Origin of the sequence: Amycolatopsis orientalis DSM 40040 = KCTC 9412 (assembly GCF_000478275.1) — a bacterium.
Classification (GTDB): domain Bacteria; phylum Actinomycetota; class Actinomycetes; order Mycobacteriales; family Pseudonocardiaceae; genus Amycolatopsis; species Amycolatopsis orientalis.
The window spans coordinates 335229-359498 of sequence record NZ_ASJB01000083.1 but is presented as its reverse complement, the minus strand read 5'-3'; the positions used below and the strand labels follow the sequence as shown (position 1 = coordinate 359498).

Sequence of the window (24270 nt, the reverse complement as noted above, 5' to 3'; positions counted from 1 at the left end):
CGTCGAGCTCCTCATTGGCCACGATCCGCGGGGTTCCAGGCGGGACTGCCAGGCGGCCCAACGGTTTCACGCCCCGCCGCCGCCCGGCTAGCGGCCAAACTGGTGCTCTCTGTCACTAGGGGTTAACTTACAGCAAAAAGAGCCCGTTCGTACCACCTGCCGCCGGACGTTCGGACGCAGCGGCCGCGCAGTGGGCGGATGACACACTCTCCCGGTGGCTGAACTGATCACCATCGACGATTCCGGCGACCCCCGCCTGGACGATTTCCGCGACTTGTCCACAGCCGATCGGCGTCCGGATAGACCAGGTGGGCGTGGCCTTGTAATCGCCGAAGGCACCGTCGTGGTCGAGCGGCTCCTCCGCTCCCGGTACCCGGTACGCGCGCTGCTCGGCGTGGAGCGGCGGTTCCGGGAATTGAGTGCCGAACTCGACGGCGTCGACGTCCCCGGCTACGTGACCTCGGCCGAGACGATGGCCGACGTCGTCGGCTTCCATTTGAACCGCGGGATACTGGCCGTCGCGGACCGGCCCGTCCCGCCGCCCTCGGTCGAGGACGTCATCGGCGGCGCCCGCGTGCTCGCGGTGCTGGAAGGCGTTGGTGACCACGAGAATCTGGGCGCGCTGTTCCGCAACGCGGCCGCGCTGGGCGTCGACGGGATCCTGCTCGGCGCCGGATGTTCCGACCCGCTGTACCGGCGCAGCGTCCGCGTTTCGATGGGGCATGTCCTGCGCGTCCCGTTCGCCACCTTCGGTTCTTGGCCCGGCGACCTGGACCTGCTGCGGGAAAACGGTTTCCGTGTCGCGGCCCTCACCCCTCGCGCGGATTCCGTTTCGCTGCGCGAGTTACGCGACGGGACCCCGGGGAAGGTCGCGCTGATGCTGGGCGCGGAAGGCCCCGGCCTGACCGAAGCGGCGATCACCGCCGCCGACGTCGCGGTGCGGATCCCGATGCCGGAGGGCGTCGATTCGCTGAACGTCGCCACGGCGGCCGCGATCGCGTTCTACGAGACTCGTCCACCGCTATCGTGAGCGAAGAGCGAGCAAGAGGAGAACCCATGGAATTGCGGATCCGTGAGGGACGCGCGGTGCTGGCCGGGTCCGGCGGCGAAAGCGCGCGCGAGGTGGACCCGCATTCCCTCGCGATTGGTTCAGACCTCGCTCAGGCGCTGCACGAATGGGCACGCGTCGCGTCCGCCGTCGGCTCCGCCGTCCGTCCCGGCGATTCCGGCGCCGAAGCCGGTTCCGTCGTCTCCCAGCGAGGCCGCCAGCTTGCCCAGCGCCTCGCCGCCGCGATGGGCACCTCGGTCCGTTTCGTCGACCCGGTCTCGGGCGAAGGCGTCATCGTCGACCCGCCCGCCCCCGCGCCCCGCAGCGAACTCGCGCGGCGGCTCTTCGGCACGCCGGACCCCGCCGGGGAACCGACACCGTGGCTGACCGGCCTGACCGTCTCCGCGTTCGTCGCGGCCGTGGTCGTCGTGGCGATGCTGGCGCTGGCGAACACCCTCGCACGGGAGACCAACGGCTGGCTCGCGCTCATCGCGTCCGCCGTCGTGACCGGCGGGATCACGCCGTCGCTGTGGCTCGCGCGGCGGGTGCCGATCGTGCGCTGGGCGTCCTTCGGCGCAGCCGCGGGCATCGTGATCGCGTGGATCGGCGTGCTGATCGTCGTCTTCTAGACGTCGAACGTGGCTGGGTAAGGCAAACATGGCGGGCGGCGTAGCGCGGGCGGCCCCATGGGGTCACTCACTGTGGCTGTTGACGCGCAGATGTGACCTTCAGTGAGGGGTGTGTGGATTTAGGGACGTTCAATGTCCCTGAATCCACACACCTCTCACTAGCGGTAACACTTGCGCGCCGACAGCCAGAGGGAGTGCCTTCATAGGCTCCCGGCTGCGTTGAGTGGTGGGGCTGGTGGTCAGGCCCCTGATCTTCTGTTGATCAAGCTTCGCAACCGAGTGTTCCCCGCGTCCATGAAGGAATTGGGACACTCAACGTCCCAATTCCTTCATCGACGACCTGCGCCATGACGAAGAGGTGCCCGACCTGCACGATGCCGACTTTGCCGGAACCCCTACCTTGAGTAGGGAAGGAGGCATTCACGGCACGACAGGTTCGCCTTACCTCTCAATGGACTACGAATCGCCACTCACGATCACCTTCACCTGCCTAAAGATCGAAAATAGTGTCGGCCGGCTCGTCGTGCTCCTCCTCCGCGGGTGCCGGTCGTGGCGGTCGAGGCGCGGGCTCACCGGTCAGCGCCCGGTGGATGGTCGCGGTGATGGCCGCGCCGAGCGCACTCGCGCTCGACTCCATCGCCTTGCCGGTCAGCCGGACTTCGCCGATGACACCGCCGGGGCCGACGGTCACCGTCACCGCCCCGTCGGGAGAGGTCACCTCGGTCACCCCGCCGGACGCGGCGAGCCCGGCCAGCGCCTTGGCGTTCTCGGCCTTGCGCGCTTCGATCTCGCGCAGCTGCCAGCGCATTTCCTCGATCAGCCGCGGATTGCTCGGTTCGGTCATGGTCGGTTCTCCGGATCGGCGGTGCGAAGGCTGTGGGCGACGCGGGACGCGGCTTCGGCGACCGCGGGCCAGGCCGCCTCGGACTCGGCGGTGACCGCGAGGATCACCACGTGTTCGCCGTCCGGCAACGGAATCCGGTACTCCACCCTGGCCTGGACACGGACGATTTCCGTCGGGCGACCGGTGAACTCGCGTGGCACGTGGAATTCACCGGCGTGGACGGCGGCCATCGCCGGACCGATCGGCAACCGGAGCAGCCGGGCATCCGCTCGTGGCCGCTCTCGCTTGTACACGTCGAGCAGGGCATCGGCGACCGCGGTGCGACGCAGGGCGAGCATCTCCGTGTCCGCGTCGGGCCAGCGCAGCACCCCGAGGGACAGGGTGGCCAGGTACTCCGGCCCGTCGCCGGCGGCGAACTTGCCGAAGACCCGGACCCCGTTCTCCCGCAGTCCCGGGGTCAACGCCATCAGCGCGGCGGCGAAGTCCTCGACGGACCGGCCTGCCTGGGGTGCCACCTTTTCGCTGATCCCCCAGGCGAGTCGCGCGTTCATCGTGTCGTCGTCGGTCACCGGCATCCCGGTGAAGCCCGGTGGCAGATCGATCTGGAGGGCGGGTGCCATCAGCTCCAAGCCTTGTCTTCCGCGCGCTCCTGCGCGTTCTCGCGGTCTTCCTCCGCGCCTTGCACGACGGCGTTACCCATGGCCACCGCGGCCAGCGGCGTTCCGCCGAAGATGATCGACGAACCGGCCATGGCCCATTGCGCGCCGTCCTTGGGCCACCAGTAGTTCTTGAAGTCGTCGATCGGGCCTTCGAACTCGCGCCCCTGGATCTCACCCGCGGTGTCCATGCCGATCTGGACGCCGAGAGCGCCGTAACCGGCCAGTCCGGCGAAGGCGGCGGCCTTGACCGCGGTGTCGGAAACGCCGGGGATCACCCCCACCAGGGAGGTCAGCGCACCGACTCCGTCGAAGGTCAGGGTCTCGGGCGCGACGTCGGCACCGGCCGCCTTCGCCACCGAGTGCCCGCCCAGCGCGGCCACCCCGAAGCCCGCGGCGACGACGCTGGTGACCTCGCCGACGGGAGACGGGAGGAGATCGCTGGCGACGCCGAGCAGGTTTCCGATGTCCCCCATGACGTCGGACGTCTTCGACAGCAGTTCGGCGTGATCCTGGACGAAGTCCCAGGCCGCGTCGACGACGTCGGCGGTGGCGTTCACGAGATCCGTGACGACGCCGGTGACCGCGTCGACCACGTCGTCCAGCAGGTCCGGCTCGTCCGGGGCGAGTTCCTTCGCCTTACGCAGCAGGTCCGCGACGCGTGCGGCGGCCGAGGTGTGCTGGTCCAGTAGGGCCTTCGCGGCGTCTTGGACGGCCGTGCAGCCGTCGATGGCCGCCTGGAGCTGCCGTCCGGCGTTGTCGAGGAGGGTCTGCGCGAGCTGCAAGGACCGCTGGTCGGTGAAGGTCTGGTTCGCCAGCGCGAAGTCCGGATTGGTGCGGGCCTGCTCCGCCGCCTGGGCGGCCGCCTTGGCCTGACGTTCGAGGTCCGCCGCCTGCCGCTGCATTTCGCCGAGGTCGTGTGCCCATCCTTCGAGGGCATCCGCGGCTTGCGCCATCGAACGCGCGGCACCGTCCAGATACTCGGGCAGCGGGCCGAGGCGTCGGGCGAACGCTTCACTGGCCTCACCGGTCCAGATGCCCTGCTTCGTGACGATCTGGCGCAGGCAGGTGTTCGCTTCGCCCAGGTCGCGGCCGACCGCGCGGTATTTCTCGGCCAGGCCGCCGACGCCTCCGACGTCACCGGGAGCCGGGGCGAAACCGAGCGCGGGGTACTGGTCGCCGGTCATCGTCCGCCTCCGAGGATGTCGGTGATGCCACCGGTGTAGCCGCCACCGACAGGCCCGCCGTCGTCTCCGAGGGGGAACTTCGGCGCTGGATCAGGACCTCCCGTGCCGCCCGGCGCGGGTATCTGACCGCCTTCGGGGCCGGGGATCAGGTCGGCGAACTTGTTCAGGCCTTCGCCGAATTCCGCTTCCAGCTTCTGGTACTTCCGCTGAGCGGTTTTCAGTCTTTCCGTCACGCTTTCCGCCGCGTCACCCAGCCTGCCGACACCGAATTCCCAGGCTTCCTCGAAGTCCATTCCGGATTTCGCCAGTTCGTCGTTGCCCAGGGCTCCCCACGCGCCACCGCCCGCGAGTTTCCTGTTCGCGTCCGCCATCCGGTCGGCGCCGGTTTCCAGATCGCCGATGAGCTTGCCCAGCTCGGCGACTTTCACCGTGTATCCGCTCATGTACCCCCCTCTGGTACGGCTGCTCGGCAGTTCAAGACCGCCTCACGTCACCGTTCTCAGACGTTCGATCGTTCGTGCTCGTTCCCTCGGTCGATTCCCCGTCACCGCGGACGAACACCATCTCCATGGGTTGACCATTCGATTTCCTGGCCCAGGCGGTATAGAAGTAGCCGTGTGAAGCGGCGATCTGCGCGGCCAGATCCGAGGTGAACCCGAACACGTCCGGATGAAACTGCACCGACCTCGACCCGTTGAACCTGCTTGCCAGCCACCCCGCTCGAACGCTCTTCGGCGCCATGCGCATCCAATAGACGCTGGTCAAGAGCAACGGCAAACCGAGGACGGCGCTCAGGATGGTCAGCCAGATGTGCTCTGTCAGGGCGCCGACGGCGCACCCGGCGATGGCCAAGGCCATCGTCGTCACGATGCCCGCGGTGAAGAAGCCCGCCGATCCAGGCCGGAACCGGGGCTTCGCGAACTCGCTGCCCGGCGGCGGACTCCCCGGGCGGGCGAGCAGCATGATCCGGTCGCTGGTGTCGGCGACCTCCGCCACCACGGTCATCCGCGCTTGGCTCGCGATCTCGGCGACGTGTCCGCGGCTCAGCTTGAAGTCCTGAAGGCTGATCCATACCCGGTCCTCGCCGCTGATCTTCTTCGTCAGCCGCCGGGCCTGGGAGGGGGCCGGGCCGGCCGAGGGATAGCCCTGGAACGGCGCTCCGGGAAAGGCGGTGGGGGCGTACTGGAAGCTGAGCACACTCGGGTCAGGAGGTGGGATTTCGACGTAGCGGCGGTCGTGGGCGGCCTGCCGGATGGTCTGCGGGTCCAGCTGCCATTCGACCGGGGAGATGTGGACGACGGGCAGGCCGGTGAACCGCAGGTAGCGCAGCGTGCCGAGGCGACAGGCCCAGTCGACGCCGAATTCGACGGGCTGGATTCCGTCCGGTGACAAATACATCGCTGACTCCCTCCCCGCTCCCGAGCGTAGGGGAGAGGGTGAACCCGGTCATCGCCACACGCGGGTCGTGAGTGGCAAGTGTCGTTAGAACGCTACTTAACACTCACGACCCCCTGTGCCAAGGATTACCGAATCAGGCGCGTTTGTAGAACTTCAGGATGGGCCCGCTCGCCTGTGTCGCAGTGTGCCCATAGAGGACGTAACCGTGATGCCAGGCGATCTTCGCGGCCAGGTCCACGGACACCCCGAACGTGCGCACCGGGAATTGCACGTGAGGAAGGCCGTTGAATTCCCAAGCGAGCCAGCCGACCCGGGTGGTGCGCGGAAACAGGCTGGTGACGAAGGCGGCCGGAACGGCGCCGACGAAGGTGGCCACGAGCAGCAGCGTGGACATCGGGCTTTCGAATTCCACCGGCGCGCCGACGATCACGGCCGAGATACCCAACAGGGCGAAGACCGTGGCAGGCGCGAGGTAGTTCAGCCAGGAATAGCGGAATCGCCAGGAGCCCGAGGGAACCGGCAAAGGCAGTCGCGGCGGGGCGGGGTCGCGGCTGAGCAGGAGGACCCGGTCGGTCGGATCGGCGAAATCGGCCGCGACGCGCAGGCCTTCCGTCGCGGCGATCTCGGCGACGCGGCGGGCGGACAGGTTGGCGTGTTTGAGACTGATCCAGACGTCGTCGCCGCCGAGACGGTTCAGCAGCCAGCGTTCCCGGCCCGCGTCCGGCCGGTCGGGCCCGTCGAAAGCGGGGATCGGCGGGAAATGCTGTGGCGCGAACTGGAAGCTCAGGCAGCCCTGGAACATCGGCGGGATTTCCAGGTAACCGTTGCCGCGGGCGATCCCGCGGAGGCTTTCGGGATCGATCTGCCATTCCCCAGGCGACACGTGGACGTACGGGGACCCGACGAACACCTCGGCGCGCAGCCGGGTAGCCCTGGTCAGCCAATCCTGCATGAGATCCCCCCGAGCCGAGGATACTGATCCCATGGTCACGGACCCGTTGATTTCACTGAGACGGCTGTGCCTCGCACTGCCGGAGACCTCCGAGCGGCTCAGCCACGGCGAGCCGACGTGGTTCGTGCGCGGCAAGAAGACGTTCGTCATGTACGCCGGCCGTCATCACGACGACAAGGTGGCCTTCTGGTGCCCGGCCCCGCCCGGGGCACAGGAGGAACTGGTGGGTGCCGAGCCGGAGCGGTTCTTCCGGCCGCCGTACGTCGGACATCGGGGCTGGCTCGGCGTGCGGCTGGACCTCGACGTCGACTGGGCCGAGATCGAACAGATCGTCACCGACGCGTACTGCCTCGTGGCGCCGAAATCCCTGATCGCACAGGTCCCCGGACGCACGTAATGGCCCCTCCACCGGAAGGGGCCACTACGTGCGAATTCAACCTCGTTGTGAGCGGACGCCCAATAAGACGTCTTCCCAGGATGGGACGATGGGGTGGTTCTTCTTCCCCTTCGCGCGCGGAGCGGGCTCCGGCACTTCCTCCGGCTCGTCAGCCGGGGGATCCACATCTTCATCAGGCTCTGCTATCGGCGCGTCGATCACCTTCGCGACCGGCTCGTCGGGAACCGAATCCAAAGTGGGCTGGATGACCGCGTCCCTGCCGGGATCCAGTGCGCGCACCGTGCGCGGGGCACGGTAGGCGTTGGGGTTGAGCAGGACTTCGGCGTTCTCGTCGAGCGCCTGCACGGTGCCGCCGTGCGCGCCGGGGGAGAACGACCAGTGCGCGCGGTTGTCCGAGCGGCCGGCCTTCCAGCACAGCACGACGACCCACTTGCCGTCGTCGCCGCGCCAGGAGTCCCAGGTCGCCTGGCTGTAGTCGTGGCCGCGGAGACCGAACGAGTGCGCCATGACCTCGCCGAGCGTCTGCACGTCGGGGCCGTCTTCGCGGACCGGGTGCGCCCGCTGGGCCAGCTCCGCCGTGCGCGAGCGTTCGAGCAGGACCGGGTACGCGAACCGCTCGACGCGCTGGACGCTGACGCCGGCGCTGCTCGCGACCTGCTCCACGGACTCACCGGCCCGGATTCGCGCCTGGATCTCGCGTGGCCGCATTTGGCTCTCCAACTCGATCTCGATCTGGCCGAGGCGGGTGATGTCACCCCTCGCCGCCGCTCGCAGCCTCTCGTCCGCGGGGAGCAGGAAACGCGTGCGGCTCGCCGGGTCCTCGCACACGATGGACTTACCGTCCTCGTGCAGCCCGACCACCCGTAGCGCTCGCATTCTCGCCTCCCCTGCTCTTCACCTTTGTGGGTGTCCACGGTAATCCGGCGCGTCGGCTTGACGTGTGAGGCGCGCCGATGTCATGTGTCCTGCTCACTATTTTGTTCATGGCAGCAAGTGCATTCTGCTGGAGCGGAACGCGGACCGCCGCGTGACGCGCTGGACACGCACAGTCACGATCGGGGGAATCTACGGCAGCCGCACGCGGACGATCAGTCCGCCGCCCCGGCCGCCGGGTTCCGCACCCGCGGTCCCGCCGTGCGCCTTGGCGATGGACCGGACGATCGACAGCCCGAGCCCGGCGTTGCGCGAGTCGCCGGTCCGGTCGCCCGAAAGCCGCCGGAACGGCTCGAACAGCGCGGGTACGGCGTCGAACGGCACCTGTGGGCCGGTGTTGCGCACCACCAGCGCCGGATCGCCGCCGAGGTCCACGTGGATCCAGCCGCCCTCGCGGTTGTAGGTGATGGCGTTGTGCACCAGGTTCGTGACCAGCCGCTCCAGCAGCACCGGATCGCCGGACACCGTCCGTGGCCGCAGCCGCGACTCCACCGTGACGCCCGCCTCCTCGGCCATGGCCGCCGCCGAGCGGAGCACCGTCGCCACCACCTCGTCCAGCCGGACGGGGGTGCGCGCGGCCAGGCCGCGATCACTGCGCGCGAGCACCAGCAGGCCTTCGATCATCCGCTCGCTGCGTTCGTTGGTGTAGATCAGGTGTTCGCCGAGTTTCCGGACCTCCGGGCTCACGTCGGGATCGGCCATCGTTACCTCGACCAGCGTGCGCTGCACCGCGAGCGGGGTCCGCAGCTCGTGGGAGGCGTTGGCGACGAAGCGCTTCTGGCTCTCGAACGACACGGCGAGCCGGTCGAGCATGCCGTCGAAGGTGTCCGCGAGTTCCTTGAGTTCGTCGTCGGGGCCGTCGAGGTCGATCCGCCGGTCGAGGTTCTCGATCTCCAGTTTCCGCGCGGTCGAGGTGATCGCGTGCAGCGGCCGCAGCACGCGGCTCGCCATCAGCCAGCCGAGCAGCACCGCGAGCGCGCCGGCGATCGCCAGCGCCACCAGCGACTGCCACAGCAGGGTGGAAAGGACGTCCGAGCGGTACTCGCCGAGTGAGGTCGCGACCAGTTGCGTGGCCTGCGCGCGTTCGGCCGGCAGGATGCTCGTCGCGTCCATCGGGTAGGCGCGCTGGACCGAGACGCCCGCCAGGCTGTCGGTCGCGAACGCGGCCCCATCCGGCAGCGTCGAACTCACCAGCAGGTAGTTGACGATCAGCAGCGCGAGCCCGACGAGCAGGAACGCCCCGCCGTAGAGCGCCGTCAGCTTGGTGCGGACCGACAGCCGGAGCGGTTTCACGAGCCGAGCCGGTAACCGGCGCCGGGCACGGTCTCGATCAGCGGCGGCTCACCGAGTTTGCGCCGCAACGTCATCATCGCCACCCGGACGGCGTTCGTGAACGGGTCCGCGTGCTCGTCCCACGCCTTCTCCAGCAGTTCTTCCGCGCTGACCACGGCCCCTTCGGCGCGCATGAGCACCTCCAGTACCGCGAACTCCTTGGGGGACAAGGGAAGGAACCGGCCATCGCGCGACGCCTGATGCCGGGGGAGATCGAGGACGACGCCGCCGCGTTCCAGTACCGGCGGCAGCGCCGGCCGCGCGCGCCGGGACAGCGCCTGCACCCGCGCGACGAGTTCGGCGAACGCGAACGGTTTCGTCAGGTAGTCGTCGGCGCCGAGGCCCAGTCCGGCGACCCGGTCGGTGACGTCGGCGGCGGCCGTCAGCATGAGGACCCGCGCCTCGCCGCCCGTTTTGAGCACCGCGGCGCAAACGTCGTCGCCGTGCACGACCGGGAGGTCCCGGTCGAGCACGACGACGTCGTAACCGTGCACCCCCACCCGGTCCAGGGCCTGCTCGCCGTCGTAGCAGACGTCGACGGCCATCGAGAACCGTCGCAGGCCCTCGGCGATCGTGTCCGCCAGGAGCCGCTCGTCTTCCACCACCAGCACTCTCACCAGGTCAGTCTGCCCCGGGAGGGGGTAAGCACGGGATAAGCGTGGATCAGCCTGCCGGGTGCAGCTGCCGGGCCGGGATCACCTGCTGGGGTGTGTTCGGGCTGGACCACAGCAGTTTCATCGACGCCTCGCCCCCTCGTTCGGTCTGTTCGAGCCGGATCGCGTACGACTTCCCGGCGACAAGGTCGACTGTCGCTTTGTCGACACTCGGACCGTGCGGGGTCGTGTCGTCGATCAGGAGTTTCCCGTCGACCCACAGCCGCACGGTGTCGTCGGAGACCGTGGTGAACGTGTACTTGCCCGTGTCGCGCGCGGTGACCTGACCGCTCCAGCGCGACGAGAACGCTTCCGCCGGGATCTTCGCGTCGGGCGAGCCGGTGAACTTCCAGTTGTGGTTCACGCCCGGTTCGATCCGGCGCACGGCCGGCGTCCCGGTGAAGTCCATGTTCGGCCAGTACTCCGCGGTCAGCCCGGTCCCGCGGCCGACAGGGGCCTGAGGCAGAGGATCGACGCTCAGTTCGATGACGGTCGCGATGTCGTTCGTCCGGCCGCCCGACGGCGTGAGCTTCACGCTTCCGGACGACTGCTCCACCTTCACGCGTTGCCCGCTGCCGAGGACCCGCGCGTCGCGAACCCGGAACGGGGCCAGCGCGTCGAGCGTCAGCGAACCTCCGGAAGCGGGCCAGTCGAAGACCGACGCGTAAAGCTTGTCGCCGCGACGGCTCACCACGCCCCAGCCCGGTTCGGCGACCAGGCCCGGCGCGCTCGCGCCGTAGACCGCGGAGGACTGCTTGGCCGTCCGCAGCCACTGTCCCATCTGCTTCAACCGGTCGACGGATTGCTGCGGGACGCGGCCGTTGCGATCAGGTCCGACATTGAGCAGGAAATTGCCGCTGCGGCCGGCGATCGAAAGCAGTTTCCTGGTCAGATCCGCCGGGGATTTCCAGTTGTGGTCCCAATCCGTGTAACCCCAGCTGCCGTTGAGGGTCATGCACGATTCCCAGAGCTGTCCGTCGACCGGCCTGTCCGGGATCTCCTGTTCGGGAGTCCCGGTGTCCCCGTCGACCACGCGGCGTTTGCCGACCCGGTTGTTGACCACAATGGACGGATCCAGGCCGCGCACATAGGCCTCGAGTTCCTCGCCGTCCTTTTCGGTCCACGGATTGTTGGGCCGGTCGGCACTCCATTCGCCGTCGAACCACAGCACCGCCGGATGGTAGTTGTCGACGAGTTCCTTGAGCTGCGCGTACATCCGCTCCTTGTACTTCGGGAACGTCGCCGGATCCGGGAAGTCGGGATCGTGCCAGTCCCAGATCGAGTAATAGAAACCGAGTTTGACGTCCCGCGCGGCCGTGGCGCGTTTCAGTTCGGCGAGGATGTCACGGTTCTTGTCGAACGACGAATGGTCGCGCAGGTTGAACTTGTTGACCTTGGTCGGCCACATCGCGTAGCCCTCGTGGTGTTTCGACGTGATCACCACGTATTTCTGGCCCGCGTCCTTGGCGGTCTGCGCGATGGCGTTCGCGTCGAAGCCGGCCGGGTTGAACTTCGCGGCGATCTGCTCGTATTCGGCGCGCGGGATCTGGCAGTTCCGCTGGATCCATTCCGCGTCCTGGCAAACGGTTCCGTCCGGGCGCTGGTACTTCCCTTGCAACTGGGAGTAAGCGCCGAAATGGATGAACTGGCCGAACCGGTCTTCGCGCCACCAGCGCGTCCGGTCGGCGGTGAACGGGTCGTCGTAGGCGTAGTCGGTCCCGGGTCCGGTGGGTGCTGGAGCGGCTTCCGCGGCGGCGGGCGTGACGCCCAGGGCGGTGGTCGCGATGACGAGGGCCACGAGAGCCCGGAGTGGCTGGCGGCGCATCTTGCACTCCTCTTCGCTGAGGTGTGGACCGTCGGGACTCTAAGGAAGACAGAGATCCGATGTGAACCCCCGAAAGGCTGCTGAACCCCCTAGTTCACCCGGAAAGACGGCAAATAGATCCGATCTTTGTGCCGCTGAGTGGGACTGTAAGCGCGGCATAAGCGACTTCGCTTACCGCCCCGGAATCGCCCGCTCCGTAGAACTCCACCTCACGAAGACGATCGAGGAGGAGCAGCGATGCGGAAACGACCGATGGCGGCATTGGTCGCCTTAGCGGTCCTGACGCTGGTGGCCGGCTGTGGCGGCGACGGGGACGGCGGCGACAAGGTCGCCTCGATCTCCTCCCCGCCGAGTGCCGCGAGCGGAGACGGGAAGCAGCAGGCCGACAACGTGTCCGACGAGGACAAGATGCGCAACTTCGCGAAGTGCATGCGCGAGCACGGCGTCGACATGCCTGATCCCAAGACCACTGGTGACGGGCAGGGCTCGATCACCATCGAGGCGGGCGACGGCAGGCTCGACGACAACAAGATGAAGGCCGCGAGCGACGCGTGCCGCAAGCTGCTGCCGAACGGCGGCGAGATCAAGCCGCCGTCGCCGGAAGAGCTGGACAAGATGCGCAAGGAAGCCAAGTGCATGCGCGAGCACGGCATCGATTTCCCGGATCCCGACCCCACCGGCAAGGGGACGATGGCTCTCGGTAGCGCGGATCAGGACATGAAGAAGTTCGAAGAAGCGGCGAAGGCCTGCGGTCTCGGCATGAGCATGAGGGCGGCTCCGGCGAAATGAGCGAACACGAAGGACCCGGCGGCGTACGGCGTTCGCGCCGCGCTCGCTGGTACGTCGTCGCGGCGGTCCTCGTCGTCGTGGTCGGGACGACCTCGGTGGTCGTGATGACCAGGGTGACGTCGGAAGCCGGGCAGGTCGGGCAGGCGCCGCCCCCGGTGGAGACCGCGAAGGTCGAGAAGACCGATCTGCAGGAGGAGGAAGAGGCGAGCGGAACCCTGGGCTATGGCGCGGAAAACTCCCTCGCCGGCCGGAAACAGGGCACCATCACGTCCCTTCCGGACGTGGGCGCGGTGCTTTCCAGGGGCAAGGCGGTGTACGGGGTCGACGCGAAACCGGTGCCACTGTTTTACGGCACGTTGCCGTTCTTCCGCGATCTCGCGGACGGCGCGACCGACGGGCCGGACGTCAAGCAGCTGGAAGAGAACCTGAAGGCGCTCGGCTTCGGCGGCTTCGGCACGCCCGACAAGAAGTTCACCTCGGCCACCGCCGCCGCGCTCAAGAAATGGCAGAAGTCGCTGGGCGCCGAGCAGACCGGCACTTTCGGCCAGGGCGACGTCGTCCTCGCTCCGGGCGAGATCCGGGTTTCGCAGCTCGCCGCCCAGCTCGGCGGCCCGAGCGGCGGCGAACTCCTGAAATACACGGGAACCGGGCGCGTCGTCGAGGTGAAGCTCGACGCCGCCAAACAAGCCATCGCCAAGCAGGGCGACAAGGTCGGCATCGACATCACCGGCGGGAAGACCGCGACCGGCACGATCACCGAGGTCGGCAAGGTCGCGGAGAACGGCAAGGACTCCGCCGGGCAGGACAACGGCAAGCCGACGATCAAGGTGAAGATCACCCTGGACGATCCGGCCGCGGCGGGCTCGCTCGATTCGACGCCGGTCTCGGTGCGGTTCACCAAGGAAGTCCACAGTGGAGTGCTGGCCGTCCCGGTCGGGGCGCTGCTCGCGCTCGCCGAGGGCGGATACGCCGTCGAGGTGGACGAAGGCGGCAGACGACGGCTCATCGCGGTGAAGACCGGTCTCTTCTCCGGCGGCCGCGTCGAGGTCACCGGGACCGGCCTCGCCGCCGGGATGCGGGTGGTGACGACTTCATGACCCCGGTGCTGGCCGTGCGCAACGCCTCGCGCACCTACCCCGGCGAGGTGCGCGCGCTGCACGAAGTCACACTATCCATTGAGGACAGAGAGATGGTGGCCATCGTCGGGCCGTCCGGTTCGGGCAAGTCGACGTTGCTGCAGCTGATGGGCACGCTCGACCGGCCGACCACCGGCGTCATCGAACTGCGCGGGCACGACGTCGCGAAACTGCCGGACCGCAAGCTTTCGGCATTGCGGTCGCGGTGGATCGGGTTCGTGTTCCAGCAGTTCTTCCTCAGTGAGGGGGTGAGCGCGGTCGACAACGTCGCCACGGGGCTGCTGTACGCGGGGGTGCCGCGGCGGAAACGGCGGGAGCGGGCGCTCGCCGCGCTCGACCGGGTCGGTCTCGCGCACCGGGCGGGGCATTTCCCGAACGAGCTTTCCGGCGGGGAGCGGCAGCGGGTGGCGATCGCGCGGGCGGTCGTCAACTCGCCGTCGATCCTGCTGGCCGACGAGCCGACCGGGAACCTCGACACGGGCAACGGCGCGGCGATCCTGAACCTGCTCGCCACGTTGAGTTCGCAGGGGACGACGGTCGTGATCATCACGCACGACCGCGAGATCGCGGCGGGGATCCCGCGCCGGATCGAGCTGCGTGACGGCCGGATCCGGCTCGACACCGGGATGGGGGTGCCGGTGTGAGCGCGCCCGTCACGGACAAGGCGCCGACGCCGAATCCGGCCCGGCTCGGCCCGCGTGACGTGCTGACCCTCGGCGCGCACGGGATGCGGACGCGGCCGATGCGCGCGGTGCTGTCCGCGCTCGGCATCGGCATCGGGATCGCCGCCATGGTGGCGGTGCTCGCGATCCCGGCGTCGGGTGCGAAGGCGTTGCAAGACCAGCTGGCCGCGCTCGGTACCAACCTGCTTTCGGCCGGGCCGGGCAAGACGATGTTCGGCGGCGACGCGACCCTGCCGGACAGCGCGGTGCCGATGGCGAAACGGATCGCCCCGGTGACGGCGGCGTCCGCGGTCGGGACCACCAGCGGGACCGTGCGGCGGACGGACAAGATCGCCAAGGACGAGACCTCCGGGCTCGGCGTCTACGCGGCGACGCCCGATCTGCTCGACGTCGTCGGCGGATCGGTCCGGGCGGGGCAGTTCCTCCGTGACGCCACCCGCGACTATCCGGTCGTCGTCCTCGGTTCGGTCGCGGCCGCGCGGCTCGGGATCGACCACCTCGACCCGGCCAAGCCGCCGCAGGTGTTCATCGGCGGGCACTGGTTCACCGTCGGCGGGATCCTCGGGCCGATGCCGCTCGCGCCGGAGATCGAGCGGTCGGCGCTGGTCGGCTGGGACGTCGCGAAGCGGCTCCTCGGCTTCGAGGGGCATCCGAGCACCGTGTACGTCCGGGCGAAGGACTCGCAGGTCGAGAACGTCCGCTCGGTGCTCGCGCAGACGATGAACCCGGAGGCGCCCAACGAGGTCGAGGTGCGTCGTCCGTCGGAGGCGCTGGAGGCGCAGAAGCTGACGGAGAACACCTACAGCGCCCTGTTCCTCGGGCTCGGCGGGGTGGCGCTGCTCGTCGGCGGCGTCGGGGTGGCCAACACGATGGTGATCTCGGTGCTGGAGCGGCGCCGGGAGATCGGGCTGCGTCGCGCGCTCGGGGCGACGAAACGGCAGGTCAGAGGCCAGTTCCTGGCCGAGTCGGTGCTGTTGTCCGGCTTCGGCGGGATCGCCGGGGTGCTGGTCGGGGTACTGGTGACGTCCGCGTACGCGCTGAGCCAAGGCTGGCCGGCGGTGCTCCCGGTCGGCGCCCTGCTCGGCGGGGTCGGGGTCTCGGCGCTGGTCGGTGCCGTCGCCGGGGCGTATCCGGCGATGCGCGCGGCCCGCCTCCCGCCCACCCAGGCCCTCGCCTAGAACGCGTTTCGTCCTCTGGATGCGGTGGTTCGCGCCGCCGACTACCGCATCCAGAGGACGAAGTGCGAGGTGGCGGTGGGTAATCTCGCCGGGTGCTGGTGGGATTGTCGGGGCGGAGACTCGCGGGGGCGTTGCTCGCGCTCGAAGTCGTCGTGGTCGCCGTGTTGTTCACGCTGAAGGTGTTCGACGGCCAGGACCTCGAGGTCTACGTCGGCGGCGCCCGGCTGCTCCTCGACACGGGCGACCCGTACGGCACCTGGGTGCAGACGCACGGGGGCTGGCTGCCGTTCACCTACACGCCGTTCGCGGCGGCGGTGTTCCTGCCCGGCACCCTGCTGTCCGCCGCGCTGGCGACGAGGCTGGTCGGGCTCGCGTCGATCATCGCGGGCGGGATCGTCGTGTACCTCTTCGTCGCGACACTCAACGGCTCGCTCACCGATCGCGCCGACGCCCGCGGCCGCGCCATCGCCGCACTGGCGGCGATCGGGGCACAGGCGGCGGGCGGGATCATGGAGCCTGTCCGCTCGACGCTCGGCTTCGGCCAGATCAACACCCTGCTGATGCTGATGGTCGTCCTCGACGCCCTGCTTCCGGGCCGCGCGCGCACCAAGGGATTACTGATCGGCGTCGCCGCCGCGATCAAGCTGACCCCGGCGTTCTTCATCCTGTTCTTCTTGTTCCGCAAGGACTTCCGCTCGGCCGCGCGGGTCGTCGCCGGATTCCTCGGCGCCGGGCTGCTGATGTGGCTGACCGCGCCGAGCGCGTCGGCTCGGTTCTGGACGAACATCCTCTTCGACACCAGCCGCATCGGCGATCGCGGTTACGTCGGGAACCAGTCGCTGCGGGGGATGCTGGCGCGGTTCGGGCTCGGCTCGGCGGAGGACGTCGTCTGGGTGCTGGCCGCGGTGGTGGTGGTCGCGCTGACCGCGTTCGTGATCGTGCGGGTCGCGGAACCGGTGTACGCGTTGACAGCCTGCGCTGTCGGCGGGCTGCTGGTCTCGCCGGTTTCCTGGACGCACCACTGGGTCTGGTGCGTGCCGATCCTCGTGCTGCTGGTCTGGGCGCGATCGGCCGTTTCCTACGCGCTCGCGGTCGTGACGGTGGCGCTGTTCATGATCGCGCCGATGTGGCTCGCGCCGCGGCCCGCCGGAAGCTTCGGCTGGTGGCTGGCGACGGAATCCTTTGTCCTGTACGGACTTCTGCTGCTGGTGCTGGCCGCCGCCTGCCCCAAGTCCGTGAAGGCCTCCTTCCCTACCGTCAGGGTCCCGGCAAAGTCGGGATAAGGGCGATTCCGGCCGCCGACCGAGGGTTATTTGATCCGTAAGGCAAATATGGCGCGGTCGGCGCCCGCTGCCCGTGTCGCGGACACCGCTGCCCCAGCGTTGAAGCGTGATGTCCTGAAGGCCCCCGTTGAGACCTTCAACGTCTCAACGGGGGCCTTCAGGACACGCCACATTTGCCTTACCTCGTGCAAGCAGCTGAAACGGGCGCAACGATCGTGGAAAGCGTCCCTAAAGGACAGACAACAATGGGCCGATCCCGGCATCAGCTGACCCGTCACTCAGTCCCCTGCCCGTAAGCGCGTGAAGGCCCCCTTCCCTCGGCTCAGTCGAGGGAAGGGGGCCTTCACGCGCGAAAAGAGACCTAGCCCAGGCGCTCGACGACGTACTCGATGCTCTGCGTCAGCTTCGTGATGTCCTCGGGGTCGATGGCCGGGAACAGGCCGACGCGCAGCTGGTTGCGGCCCAGCTTCCGGTACGGCTCGGTGTCGACGATCCCGTTGGCGCGCAGCACCTTCGCCACCGCGGCGGCGTCCACCTCGTCGGCGAAGTCGATGGTGCCGACGACCTGCGAGCGCAGCGACGGGTCGCTGACGAACGGCGTCGTGTAGCTGGTCTTCTCGGCCCATTCGTACAGCCGGGTCGACGAGTCGCGCGTGCGCGCGGTCGTCCACTCGAGACCGCCGTTCGAGTTCATCCACTCGATCTGGTCGGCCAGCAGGAACAGCGTCGACACCGCCGGGGTGTTGTACGTCTGGTCCTTGCGCGAGTTGTCGAGCGCGGTGGTCAGCGACAGGAACTCGGGGATCCAGCGGTCGCTCGCGCCGATCTCGCCGATGCGTTCGACCGCGGCGGGCGAGGCCAGCGCGATCCAGAGGCCACCGTCGGAAGCGAAGGACTTCTGGGGCGCGAAGTAGTAGACGTCGAAGTCCTCGGCCTTGACCGGCAGGCCGCCCGCGCCGGAGGTGGCGTCGATCGCGACGAGCGCGCCTTCGCTGCCTTCGGGGCGGCGGACCGGCACCGCGACCCCCGTGGAGGTCTCGTTGTGGGCCCAGCCGACCAGGTCGGCACCGGCCTCGTAGGCGATCTCGGGCGCACTGCCCGGGTCGGCCTTGACGACGATCGGGTCGGCGAGGAACGGGGCGCCCTTGGTCACCGTGGCGAACTTCGACGAGAACTCGCCGTAGGTGAAGTGCTGCGCACGCTCCCGCACGAGCCCGAACGCGGCGGCGTCCCAGAATGCGGTCGTCCCGCCGTTGCCGAGGACCACTTCGTAGCCTTCGGGCAGGGAGAACAATTCGGACAGACCCGCACGCACGCGGCCGACGAGGGACTTCACCGGCTTCTGACGGTGCGAGGTGCCGAGGTAGGTGGCACCGGATTTCGCCAGGTTGGCGAGCTGCTCGTCACGGACCTTGGACGGTCCGCAGCCGAAGCGGCCATCGGCCGGCTTGAGGTCCGCGGGGAGGGTCAACTCAGGTGCGTCGGTCATGGGCCCAGTCTCTCAGGTCGGGACGGGCCTGCTGACAGTTGGTGCCGTGTGTCCGGCATATGGGATCGAGGATCTCGCTGTCGCCCTTGCCGACCGACGGGTAGCTTCTCGCCTCATGGCGACAGTGCACGAACGATTCCCCCTGCCTCCCGAGGCGTTGTGGCAGGCCCTCCCGAACGGGGTCACCGCGGTCAAGGGAAAGAACCCGCACTACGACGCCGCCGCCGACTACGTCACCTTCTCCACCGGCACGGGTCTCTTCAGGTACGGGCAGACCGTCACGGTGAAGGTCGAGCGGACGTCCGAGGGCTCCGGATTGGCGATCCAGACGAGCTTGAAGTTCGGTTTCGTCGACTGGGGTGAGGGCAAGCGCATCGCCCGCAAGTTCATCGCGGCCGTCGGCGCCTCCGTCGGGCACACCCCGGCTGTCTGATGCCCGATCCCTGGGGCCCGCGGTGGGGCTTCCTGCTCTTGTACCTCCTCGTGTTCGTCATCCACTGGTTCTTCCGCGACTGGGACGACACGGCCACCATCGGCGCGATCGTCGGTTTCGTGGCGATGCTGGTGCTCGTGTTCGTCCCCGGTCTGCCGCGCTGGATCCACGGCGACCTGCCGGGGGAGGTCTCCGCGCCCAGGTTCGGCCAGTGGTGGACGGCGCTGCGGCTCACGATCCGGCGTCGCAAAGGCGTCCTGGACGTCGTGCTCGGTCCTTGGGCACGCGTCACCGCGACGTCCGAGCCGGACGCGGACCCCGTGCGCGGGTGGGCCGTCCTCGGCGGCAACCCGGCGAAGTTCGTCATCGAGGACTGTCCTGACGAACTCGCCGAGTCGCTGCGCGGAAGCCGCCGGATGTGGGTCGTCGGCGACGCCCACTACGGCGATGTCCTGGTGTGCGCGGCGGGCGGTCGTGAGTTCACGACCGCCGCGTTCCGGTTCCGTTAGCGCCAGCCGTCGGGGTCGACGCCGCCCGGGATCGGCGCGGCCGGATCGAACGGCGTGCGCGAGAAGATGAACGTCACGAGGTCGAGGTGGTTCGGCTTGCCGTCCGAATCCCGCCCGACCCGCAGCGTTTCGCCGGCGTAGTACCCGTCGAGCCCGATCCAGGTGTCGTCGCCGAGCGGCGTGAACCGCGACGCGCGGCCGGGGCCGTCGGTCGGGGCGAGCGAGAACGAGCCGTCCGGGAGCAGCCGCAGGTGATACGGCGTCGGGCCCCAGTGCCACAGCCCGGTCAGCTCCAGTAGCTTCGGGTCCACAGTGGACGGTTGCCATTCCGCGGGCATCGCCGGTTCGTGCTGTTCGGTCAGGGTCATGAGGTCGAGGCACAGCTGCGTGATGCCGACACCGGCCGTCGAGTTCGTCAGCACCAGCGCGCCGATACCGGCGTCGGCGTCGATCAGCGAGCAGGCGAGGAAGCCCGGCATCGATCCGGTGTGCCCGGCGAGCCGCCTGCCCTGCGTGCGGACCAGCATGACGCCGAGGCCGAAACCGGTCGTCCAGGTGTCGCCGTCGTCCACGGTGACCATTTCGCGCATCTCCGCGACGGTCTCCTCGCTCAGCACGCCGCCGGTGTGGCCGCCGAGGAACGTCGTCCAGCGGCCGAGGTCGGTGACCGTCGACCACAGCTGGCCCGCGGGGGCCATCGCGCCCGCGTCCGGTGACGGTTCCGGCATGAGGAGGTCGGCGAAGGGGTGCACGGCGAACCCGCTCGCGTGCGCGCCTTCCGGATGCGGCGAGGTCCGGTTCATGCCGAGCGGGCCGAGGATCTCGGCGCGGACGACGTCGAGCCACGACCGCCCGCGGAGCCGGGCGACCAGCTCGCCGAGGACGCCGTAGCCGACGTTGCTGTAGTGGAACCGGCTGCCGGGACGGTGCCGCGTCGCGCCGTCTTCGAGGCTCGCGACGAGCGCGTCCCAGTCGGCGCCGACCGTGCGCTCCCACCAGGAACCGGGCGATTCCGCGGTCAGGCCCGAGGTGTGCGAGAGCAGCTGCGCGATGGTCGCCGTGCCGAACGCGGTACCGGGGAGGTGCCGTTCGAGCGGGTCGTTGAGGTCGAGCGCGCCTTCGTCGCGCAGGCGCATGACGGCCGTCGCGACGAGTGTCTTGGTGATCGACCCGAGCCGGTACTGCGTGTCGTTGTCCGGTGTCTCGCCGTCGACGCGGCCACGCGCTCCTGACCAGGCGATTTCACCGTCGCGGACGACGGCGGCGACGAGGGACGGGGCACGGCACGAGGATTGCTCGTGCGCCAGGCGGCGAAGCAGCGCCAGTTCGGTCGTGGCAAGCATGGGCTGCATTCTGCCTACCCGAGCAGGCCCAGCCGCATGGCGGTGGTCACCGCGGCCGTCCGGTCCGAAACGTCCAGTTTCCCGAACACCCGCAACAGGTGGGTCTTGACCGTAGCCTCGCTGATGTGGAGCGCCCGGCCGATGTCGGCGTTGGTGTCGCCTTGCGCGACCAGCCGCAGCACCTCGATCTCGCGCGCCGACAACGGCGACGACGTCGGGTTGCGCACGCGGTTCACCAGCTTCCCGGCGACCGAAGGCGCCAAGACCGTCTCACCGCGTGACGCGGCCCGGATCGCTCCGGCCAGCTCCGTACGCGAAGCGTCCTTCAGCAGGTAACCGGAGGCTCCCGCTTCGACCGCGCGCAGGATGTCCGCGTCCGTCTCGTACGTGGTGAGCACGACGACCCGCTGACCCGGCCTGTCGGCGAGGATCTTCCTGGTCGCGCCGACGCCGTCGAGACCGGGCATCCGCAGGTCCATCAGGATCACGTCCGGCTGCTTGACCCGGCTCAGCGCGACGGCCTCGTCGCCGGAACCCGCTTCGCCGATAACGCTCAGATCCGGTTCGGCCTCCAGCATGCCGCGCAGGCCTTCCCGCACCACGGGGTGATCGTCGACCAGCATGATCGTGATCACGCGGGCACCTCCAGTTCCAGCGTCGTCCCCGCACCGGGTCCGCTTTCGAGCCTCACCCTGCCACCGACTTGATCCGCCCGTGTGCGCATCCCCCGCAGGCCGAAGCCGCCGCTGGGCTCGGCGGGGTCGAATCCCGTGCCGTCGTCGGTCACTCCGAGGCGGACTCGTCCGTCCACAACGGACAGGCGGAGGGTGACCCTGGTGGCGCGGGAATGCTTGCGGATGTTGCTCAACGCCTCCTGCGCACCTCGCAGAAGGACGACCTCGGTCGCCATCGGCAGCGCGGGAAGGGGACTTTCGACCTGGATCTCCGCGTCGATCCCGGCCTCCTCGGTGAGCCGTTCGACCTGACGGCGCAACGCTTCTTCGAGGGAGGCGGCGGCGAGGGCCGACGGTACCTCCGCCGCGACCATCGCCCGCGCCTCGGCCAGGTTCTCCCGCGCCGTCCGCGCGGCCAGCTCCAGATGGCGCCGGGCCGCCTTGGGATCGGTGTCCATTTCGGACTCGATGGCCTGGGTGAGCGTGACGATGCTGGTGAATCCCTGTGCGAGCGTGTCGTGGATCTCGCGGGCCATGCGCTCGCGTTCGGCGGCCGTGCCCGCCTCCCGCGAGAGCCGGGCGACCTCCGCCTGGCTGGCTTCCAGTTGTTCGATCAGCGCGGCGCGGCCTTTGCTCTGTTCGATGATGCCCGTGGTGTAGCGCCCGGCGAGGAGGCTGAAGATGATCAGGATCGCGGTCATCGGCAGCAGGATGCGCAAAGCGGGCTGATCGAGACCGCCGCGGGCGATCGACGACACCGGGCCCAGCAGCACCGCGATCGTGGTGAGGATCGACGCCGTCCTCGTCGGCAGCGTCATGTAGAGCACCGGGCAGGCGAAGAACAGGATGAAACTCGACGTGGTGGAAGCGAAGGTGGCGCCTGTGAGGAGGGCCATCAGGATCCCGACGAACAGCCACGGCGTGTACTCGTAGTCCGGACCTTTGATGAGGTGGCGCCCGCGGACGAGGTAGGCCACGCCGACGCCCGCGATGCACAGCACCGCGATCGTCTTGTCGGTGGTCGTCCCTTCTTCGAAGAGCACCAGGGCCGTCGTCGCGGCGAAGGTGATCGCGAAGAGGACCTCCCAGAGCCAGAAGAACCGCTCCCAGGCGTTCATTTGCCTTCGTTCGACCAGCGGAACGTCAGTTTCGCCAGCAGCAGACCCGCCACGCACCACGCCCCCAGCACCAGTGCCACCATCGGAAGTTCCCATGTCCCCGCCATCTCCTGTGTCGCCGCCTCGGCCGGCAGGAACACCGAGCGGAAGCCCTGGCAGATCCACTTCACCGGGAACAAGGAGGCGATGGTGACCATAACCTTCGGCAGGTTGGTGATGGGCGTGACGAACACCCCGGAGATGAACTGCAGCGCGATGTAGATCAGGTTGGTCACCGCGACCGCGCCGCTGACCGACTTGGTCACCGAGCTGAGCGCGATGCCCAGCAGGGTGCAGCTGGTGATGCCGAGCAGGAAGACCCACAGCGCGGTCAGGATCTTGGCCGGGTCGGTGGGCAGGCTCAGGTCGAACAGCAGGCTGCCGACGATCGACATCAGCACGACCTGCGCGACACTCGAAACACCGACGAGGATGATCTTGCCGATGAAGTAGGACGCGGCGGGCATCGGCGTGCCGCGCAGCCGCTTGAGCGCGCCGGCTTCGCGGTCGGACGCGAGCCCGACGCTGATGCTGGTGAACGACGTCGAGACGATGCCGGAGCCGATCATGCCCGCGGCCAGCACCTGGCCGGTGGTGATCGCCATACCCGGCATCGACGAGTTCAGCATCGAGCCGAGCAGGATCATCAGCAAGGACGGGAAGGCGAAGGTGAAGATCACCTGTTCCCGGATGCGGAAGAACTGCTTGAGCTCGGCCGCGCCGCGGATGAGGCCGAGCGAGAAGGTGCCCGGCAGGGTCAGCGTGCTCATCGGGCTTCTCCGATCAGGTCGAGGTAGGTCTCTTCGAGGGTGGGGCGGTGGACGGTCAGCTCCGAGGGTTCGCGGCCGTCGGCGGACAGCTCGCGGATGAGCTTGGCCGGGTAATGGGTGCGCTCCAGGTGGCCGCCGTGCTCGTCGACCCAGCGGACGGTGGCCTCCGCGGTGGCGCGGCCGCCCAGCGTCTGCGGCGTCCCCTCGGCGACGATCCGGCCGCGCGCGATCACCGCGACGCGGTCGGCGAGCGCCTCGGCCTCGTCGAGGTAGTGCGTGGTGAGCAGGATCGTGGTGCCCTCGTGGGCGAGGCTTTGGATCAGCCCCCAGAACCGGCGCCGGGCCTCGGGATCGAACCCGGTCGTCGGCTCGTCGAGGAACACCAGCTCGGGCCGCCCGATGATCCCGAGCGCGACGTCCACACGACGACGTTGTCCGCCGGAAAGGTTCTTGACGCGAGCACCCGCCTTCTCGGTGAGGCCGACCTTCTCGATCACTTCGTCGACGTCGCGGGGATTCGGGTAGTAGCGGGCGAAATGCCGGACGGTCTCGGCGACGGTGAGCTCGGCGGCGTCGTTGGCGGTCTGCAGCACGATCCCGAGCCGCGACCTCCAGGCGCGGCTCGCGGTGCCGGGGTCCTCGCCGAGGACGTCGACCTCGCCGGACGTCCGCTTACGGTGTCCTTCGAGGATCTCGACCGTCGTCGTCTTGCCCGCGCCGTTGGGGCCGAGCAAGGCGAACACCTCGCCCTGCTCGATGTCGAGGTCGATGCCCGCGACGGCCAGGTGGCCCGGGTACTCCTTGCGCAGCCCGCGCACTTTCACTGCGGTTTTCATACGTAGATCGTGCTGCGGCCGGCCCTGCCTTCGGGACATCCGCTGGACTGAACCCGGCTGTCAACCGTTCGATGGACACCGGGATCACCCCCTCCCGCGTTTAGTCCTCTGGATGCGGTACTTGCGTTGCGCACGT

Annotated in this window: 26 protein-coding genes; 10 read left to right on the top strand and 16 right to left on the bottom strand. The window is 68.9% G+C overall.

The genetic code is table 11. The features are described 5' to 3' along the window. The first annotated feature begins 214 nt into the window (after window positions 1-214). A complete protein-coding gene (locus L324_RS32880) occupies window positions 215-1030 on the top strand; it encodes a TrmH family RNA methyltransferase (RefSeq protein WP_037317962.1) in 816 nt (271 codons plus the stop codon). A gap of 26 nt (window positions 1031-1056) precedes the next feature. After that, the gene (locus L324_RS32875; RefSeq protein ID WP_037317959.1) at window positions 1057-1677 is read left to right on the top strand and encodes a DUF2537 domain-containing protein; all 621 of its coding nucleotides are present in this window, start codon (window positions 1057-1059) and stop codon (window positions 1675-1677) included. 490 nt (window positions 1678-2167) lie between these two features. Here L324_RS32875 and L324_RS32870 read toward each other — a convergent pair whose 3' ends face one another. The 6 genes from L324_RS32870 to L324_RS32845 form a co-directional block, all read right to left on the bottom strand. Beyond that, a complete protein-coding gene (locus L324_RS32870; RefSeq protein WP_037317957.1) occupies window positions 2168-2521 on the bottom strand; it encodes a hypothetical protein in 354 nt (117 codons plus the stop codon). Continuing rightward, complete coding sequence (locus L324_RS32865; RefSeq protein WP_235783717.1) at window positions 2518-3141, bottom strand: hypothetical protein; 624 nt, start codon at window positions 3139-3141, stop codon at window positions 2518-2520. The genes L324_RS32870 and L324_RS32865 overlap by 4 nt, the downstream gene beginning before the upstream one ends. After that, window positions 3141-4364 carry a putative T7SS-secreted protein gene (locus tag L324_RS32860; protein WP_037317953.1) on the bottom strand — a complete coding sequence of 408 codons (1224 nt, stop codon included), beginning with the start codon at window positions 4362-4364 and terminating at the stop codon, window positions 3141-3143. The genes L324_RS32865 and L324_RS32860 overlap by 1 nt, the downstream gene beginning before the upstream one ends. Continuing rightward, the gene (locus tag L324_RS32855; RefSeq protein WP_037317951.1) at window positions 4361-4807 is read right to left on the bottom strand and encodes a hypothetical protein; all 447 of its coding nucleotides are present in this window, start codon (window positions 4805-4807) and stop codon (window positions 4361-4363) included. The genes L324_RS32860 and L324_RS32855 overlap by 4 nt, the downstream gene beginning before the upstream one ends. Before the next feature lie 31 nt (window positions 4808-4838). Further along, window positions 4839-5762: a hypothetical protein gene (locus tag L324_RS32850; protein ID WP_037317949.1), complete on the bottom strand. Its 924-nt coding sequence runs from the start codon at window positions 5760-5762 to the stop codon at window positions 4839-4841. A gap of 133 nt (window positions 5763-5895) precedes the next feature. Then, a complete protein-coding gene (locus tag L324_RS32845; protein WP_037317947.1) occupies window positions 5896-6714 on the bottom strand; it encodes a hypothetical protein in 819 nt (272 codons plus the stop codon). A 31-nt stretch (window positions 6715-6745) separates the two neighbouring features. Between L324_RS32845 and L324_RS32840 the strand changes: the two genes are divergently transcribed. Further along, complete coding sequence (locus L324_RS32840; RefSeq protein WP_037317945.1) at window positions 6746-7111, top strand: MmcQ/YjbR family DNA-binding protein; 366 nt, start codon at window positions 6746-6748, stop codon at window positions 7109-7111. Window positions 7112-7147: 36 nt separating this feature from the next. On the opposite strand, the gene sepH is transcribed toward L324_RS32840, so the two are convergent. From sepH to L324_RS32820, 4 genes are all read right to left on the bottom strand, one after another. Further along, window positions 7148-7987 (bottom strand): septation protein SepH, encoded by an 840-nt coding sequence (gene sepH / locus L324_RS32835; RefSeq protein ID WP_037317943.1) that lies wholly within the window; start codon window positions 7985-7987, stop codon window positions 7148-7150. 189 nt (window positions 7988-8176) lie between these two features. Continuing rightward, window positions 8177-9337, bottom strand: a complete 1161-nt coding sequence (locus L324_RS32830; protein WP_037317941.1) for an ATP-binding protein — start codon at window positions 9335-9337, stop codon at window positions 8177-8179. Further along, complete coding sequence (locus L324_RS32825; protein WP_037317939.1) at window positions 9334-9993, bottom strand: response regulator transcription factor; 660 nt, start codon at window positions 9991-9993, stop codon at window positions 9334-9336. Before L324_RS32825 ends, L324_RS32830 begins: the two co-directional genes overlap by 4 nt. A 46-nt stretch (window positions 9994-10039) precedes the next feature. Next, window positions 10040-11854: an alpha-L-fucosidase gene (locus L324_RS32820; RefSeq protein ID WP_037317936.1), complete on the bottom strand. Its 1815-nt coding sequence runs from the start codon at window positions 11852-11854 to the stop codon at window positions 10040-10042. A 237-nt stretch (window positions 11855-12091) separates the two neighbouring features. Between L324_RS32820 and L324_RS32815 the strand changes: the two genes are divergently transcribed. From L324_RS32815 to L324_RS32795, 5 genes are all read left to right on the top strand, one after another. After that, a complete protein-coding gene (locus tag L324_RS32815; RefSeq protein ID WP_037317934.1) occupies window positions 12092-12643 on the top strand; it encodes a hypothetical protein in 552 nt (183 codons plus the stop codon). Then, entirely contained in the window at window positions 12640-13740 is a 1101-nt protein-coding gene (locus L324_RS32810) for a peptidoglycan-binding protein (protein WP_037317931.1), read from the top strand. The genes L324_RS32815 and L324_RS32810 overlap by 4 nt, the downstream gene beginning before the upstream one ends. Continuing rightward, entirely contained in the window at window positions 13737-14423 is a 687-nt protein-coding gene (locus L324_RS32805) for an ABC transporter ATP-binding protein (protein ID WP_037317928.1), read from the top strand. The genes L324_RS32810 and L324_RS32805 overlap by 4 nt, the downstream gene beginning before the upstream one ends. Then, window positions 14420-15640: an ABC transporter permease gene (locus tag L324_RS32800; RefSeq protein WP_037317926.1), complete on the top strand. Its 1221-nt coding sequence runs from the start codon at window positions 14420-14422 to the stop codon at window positions 15638-15640. The genes L324_RS32805 and L324_RS32800 overlap by 4 nt, the downstream gene beginning before the upstream one ends. A 92-nt stretch (window positions 15641-15732) precedes the next feature. Beyond that, on the top strand, window positions 15733-16923 hold the full coding sequence (locus tag L324_RS32795) for a glycosyltransferase 87 family protein (protein ID WP_037317924.1): 1191 nt from the start codon (window positions 15733-15735) through the stop codon (window positions 16921-16923). A gap of 361 nt (window positions 16924-17284) precedes the next feature. Here L324_RS32795 and serC read toward each other — a convergent pair whose 3' ends face one another. Then, on the bottom strand, window positions 17285-18412 hold the full coding sequence (gene serC / locus L324_RS32790) for a phosphoserine transaminase (RefSeq protein WP_037317921.1): 1128 nt from the start codon (window positions 18410-18412) through the stop codon (window positions 17285-17287). Between the two features lie 115 nt (window positions 18413-18527). Here serC and L324_RS32785 point away from each other — a divergent pair, with 115 nt between their 5' ends. Both L324_RS32785 and L324_RS32780 read left to right on the top strand, forming a co-directional pair. Beyond that, window positions 18528-18845 carry a hypothetical protein gene (locus L324_RS32785; protein ID WP_037317918.1) on the top strand — a complete coding sequence of 106 codons (318 nt, stop codon included), beginning with the start codon at window positions 18528-18530 and terminating at the stop codon, window positions 18843-18845. Next, a complete protein-coding gene (locus L324_RS32780; RefSeq protein WP_037317915.1) occupies window positions 18845-19354 on the top strand; it encodes a hypothetical protein in 510 nt (169 codons plus the stop codon). Before L324_RS32785 ends, L324_RS32780 begins: the two co-directional genes overlap by 1 nt. On the opposite strand, the gene L324_RS32775 is transcribed toward L324_RS32780, so the two are convergent. From L324_RS32775 to L324_RS32755, 5 genes are read right to left on the bottom strand one after another with little or no spacing between them, the layout of a single operon-like run. After that, window positions 19351-20697 (bottom strand): serine hydrolase domain-containing protein, encoded by a 1347-nt coding sequence (locus tag L324_RS32775; protein ID WP_037317912.1) that lies wholly within the window; start codon window positions 20695-20697, stop codon window positions 19351-19353. The genes L324_RS32780 and L324_RS32775 overlap by 4 nt on opposite strands. Window positions 20698-20711: 14 nt before the next feature. After that, window positions 20712-21332, bottom strand: coding sequence for a response regulator (locus L324_RS32770; RefSeq protein WP_037317909.1), 621 nt, complete (start codon window positions 21330-21332; stop codon window positions 20712-20714). After that, complete coding sequence (locus L324_RS32765; protein WP_037317906.1) at window positions 21329-22489, bottom strand: sensor histidine kinase; 1161 nt, start codon at window positions 22487-22489, stop codon at window positions 21329-21331. The genes L324_RS32770 and L324_RS32765 overlap by 4 nt, the downstream gene beginning before the upstream one ends. Further along, window positions 22486-23298 (bottom strand): ABC transporter permease, encoded by an 813-nt coding sequence (locus L324_RS32760; RefSeq protein ID WP_037317901.1) that lies wholly within the window; start codon window positions 23296-23298, stop codon window positions 22486-22488. Before L324_RS32760 ends, L324_RS32765 begins: the two co-directional genes overlap by 4 nt. Then, window positions 23295-24134, bottom strand: a complete 840-nt coding sequence (locus tag L324_RS32755) for an ABC transporter ATP-binding protein (protein ID WP_152547067.1) — start codon at window positions 24132-24134, stop codon at window positions 23295-23297. The genes L324_RS32760 and L324_RS32755 overlap by 4 nt, the downstream gene beginning before the upstream one ends. Window positions 24135-24270: the final 136 nt, after the last annotated feature.

Bases quoted from the DNA above. Each gene is read 5' to 3' on its own strand.
- sepH (WP_037317943.1), bottom strand. From the start codon at position 7,987: ATGCGAGCGCTACGGGTGGTCGGGCTGCACGAGGACGGTAAGTCCATC.
- L324_RS32785 (WP_037317918.1), top strand. From the start codon at position 18,528: ATGGCGACAGTGCACGAACGATTCCCCCTGCCTCCCGAGGCGTTGTGG.
- L324_RS32760 (WP_037317901.1), bottom strand. From the start codon at position 23,298: ATGAGCACGCTGACCCTGCCGGGCACCTTCTCGCTCGGCCTCATCCGC.
- L324_RS32860 (WP_037317953.1), bottom strand. From the start codon at position 4,364: ATGACCGGCGACCAGTACCCCGCGCTCGGTTTCGCCCCGGCTCCCGGT.
- L324_RS32805 (WP_037317928.1), top strand. From the start codon at position 13,737: ATGACCCCGGTGCTGGCCGTGCGCAACGCCTCGCGCACCTACCCCGGC.
- L324_RS32840 (WP_037317945.1), top strand. From the start codon at position 6,746: ATGGTCACGGACCCGTTGATTTCACTGAGACGGCTGTGCCTCGCACTG.
- L324_RS32755 (WP_152547067.1), bottom strand. From the start codon at position 24,134: ATGAAAACCGCAGTGAAAGTGCGCGGGCTGCGCAAGGAGTACCCGGGC.
- L324_RS32775 (WP_037317912.1), bottom strand. From the start codon at position 20,697: ATGCTTGCCACGACCGAACTGGCGCTGCTTCGCCGCCTGGCGCACGAG.
- L324_RS32865 (WP_235783717.1), bottom strand. From the start codon at position 3,141: ATGGCACCCGCCCTCCAGATCGATCTGCCACCGGGCTTCACCGGGATG.
- L324_RS32810 (WP_037317931.1), top strand. From the start codon at position 12,640: ATGAGCGAACACGAAGGACCCGGCGGCGTACGGCGTTCGCGCCGCGCT.
- L324_RS32780 (WP_037317915.1), top strand. From the start codon at position 18,845: ATGCCCGATCCCTGGGGCCCGCGGTGGGGCTTCCTGCTCTTGTACCTC.
- serC (WP_037317921.1), bottom strand. From the start codon at position 18,412: ATGACCGACGCACCTGAGTTGACCCTCCCCGCGGACCTCAAGCCGGCC.
- L324_RS32820 (WP_037317936.1), bottom strand. From the start codon at position 11,854: ATGCGCCGCCAGCCACTCCGGGCTCTCGTGGCCCTCGTCATCGCGACC.
- L324_RS32815 (WP_037317934.1), top strand. From the start codon at position 12,092: ATGCGGAAACGACCGATGGCGGCATTGGTCGCCTTAGCGGTCCTGACG.
- L324_RS32855 (WP_037317951.1), bottom strand. From the start codon at position 4,807: ATGAGCGGATACACGGTGAAAGTCGCCGAGCTGGGCAAGCTCATCGGC.
- L324_RS32870 (WP_037317957.1), bottom strand. From the start codon at position 2,521: ATGACCGAACCGAGCAATCCGCGGCTGATCGAGGAAATGCGCTGGCAG.
- L324_RS32845 (WP_037317947.1), bottom strand. From the start codon at position 6,714: ATGCAGGATTGGCTGACCAGGGCTACCCGGCTGCGCGCCGAGGTGTTC.
- L324_RS32850 (WP_037317949.1), bottom strand. From the start codon at position 5,762: ATGTATTTGTCACCGGACGGAATCCAGCCCGTCGAATTCGGCGTCGAC.
- L324_RS32765 (WP_037317906.1), bottom strand. From the start codon at position 22,489: ATGAACGCCTGGGAGCGGTTCTTCTGGCTCTGGGAGGTCCTCTTCGCG.
- L324_RS32875 (WP_037317959.1), top strand. From the start codon at position 1,057: ATGGAATTGCGGATCCGTGAGGGACGCGCGGTGCTGGCCGGGTCCGGC.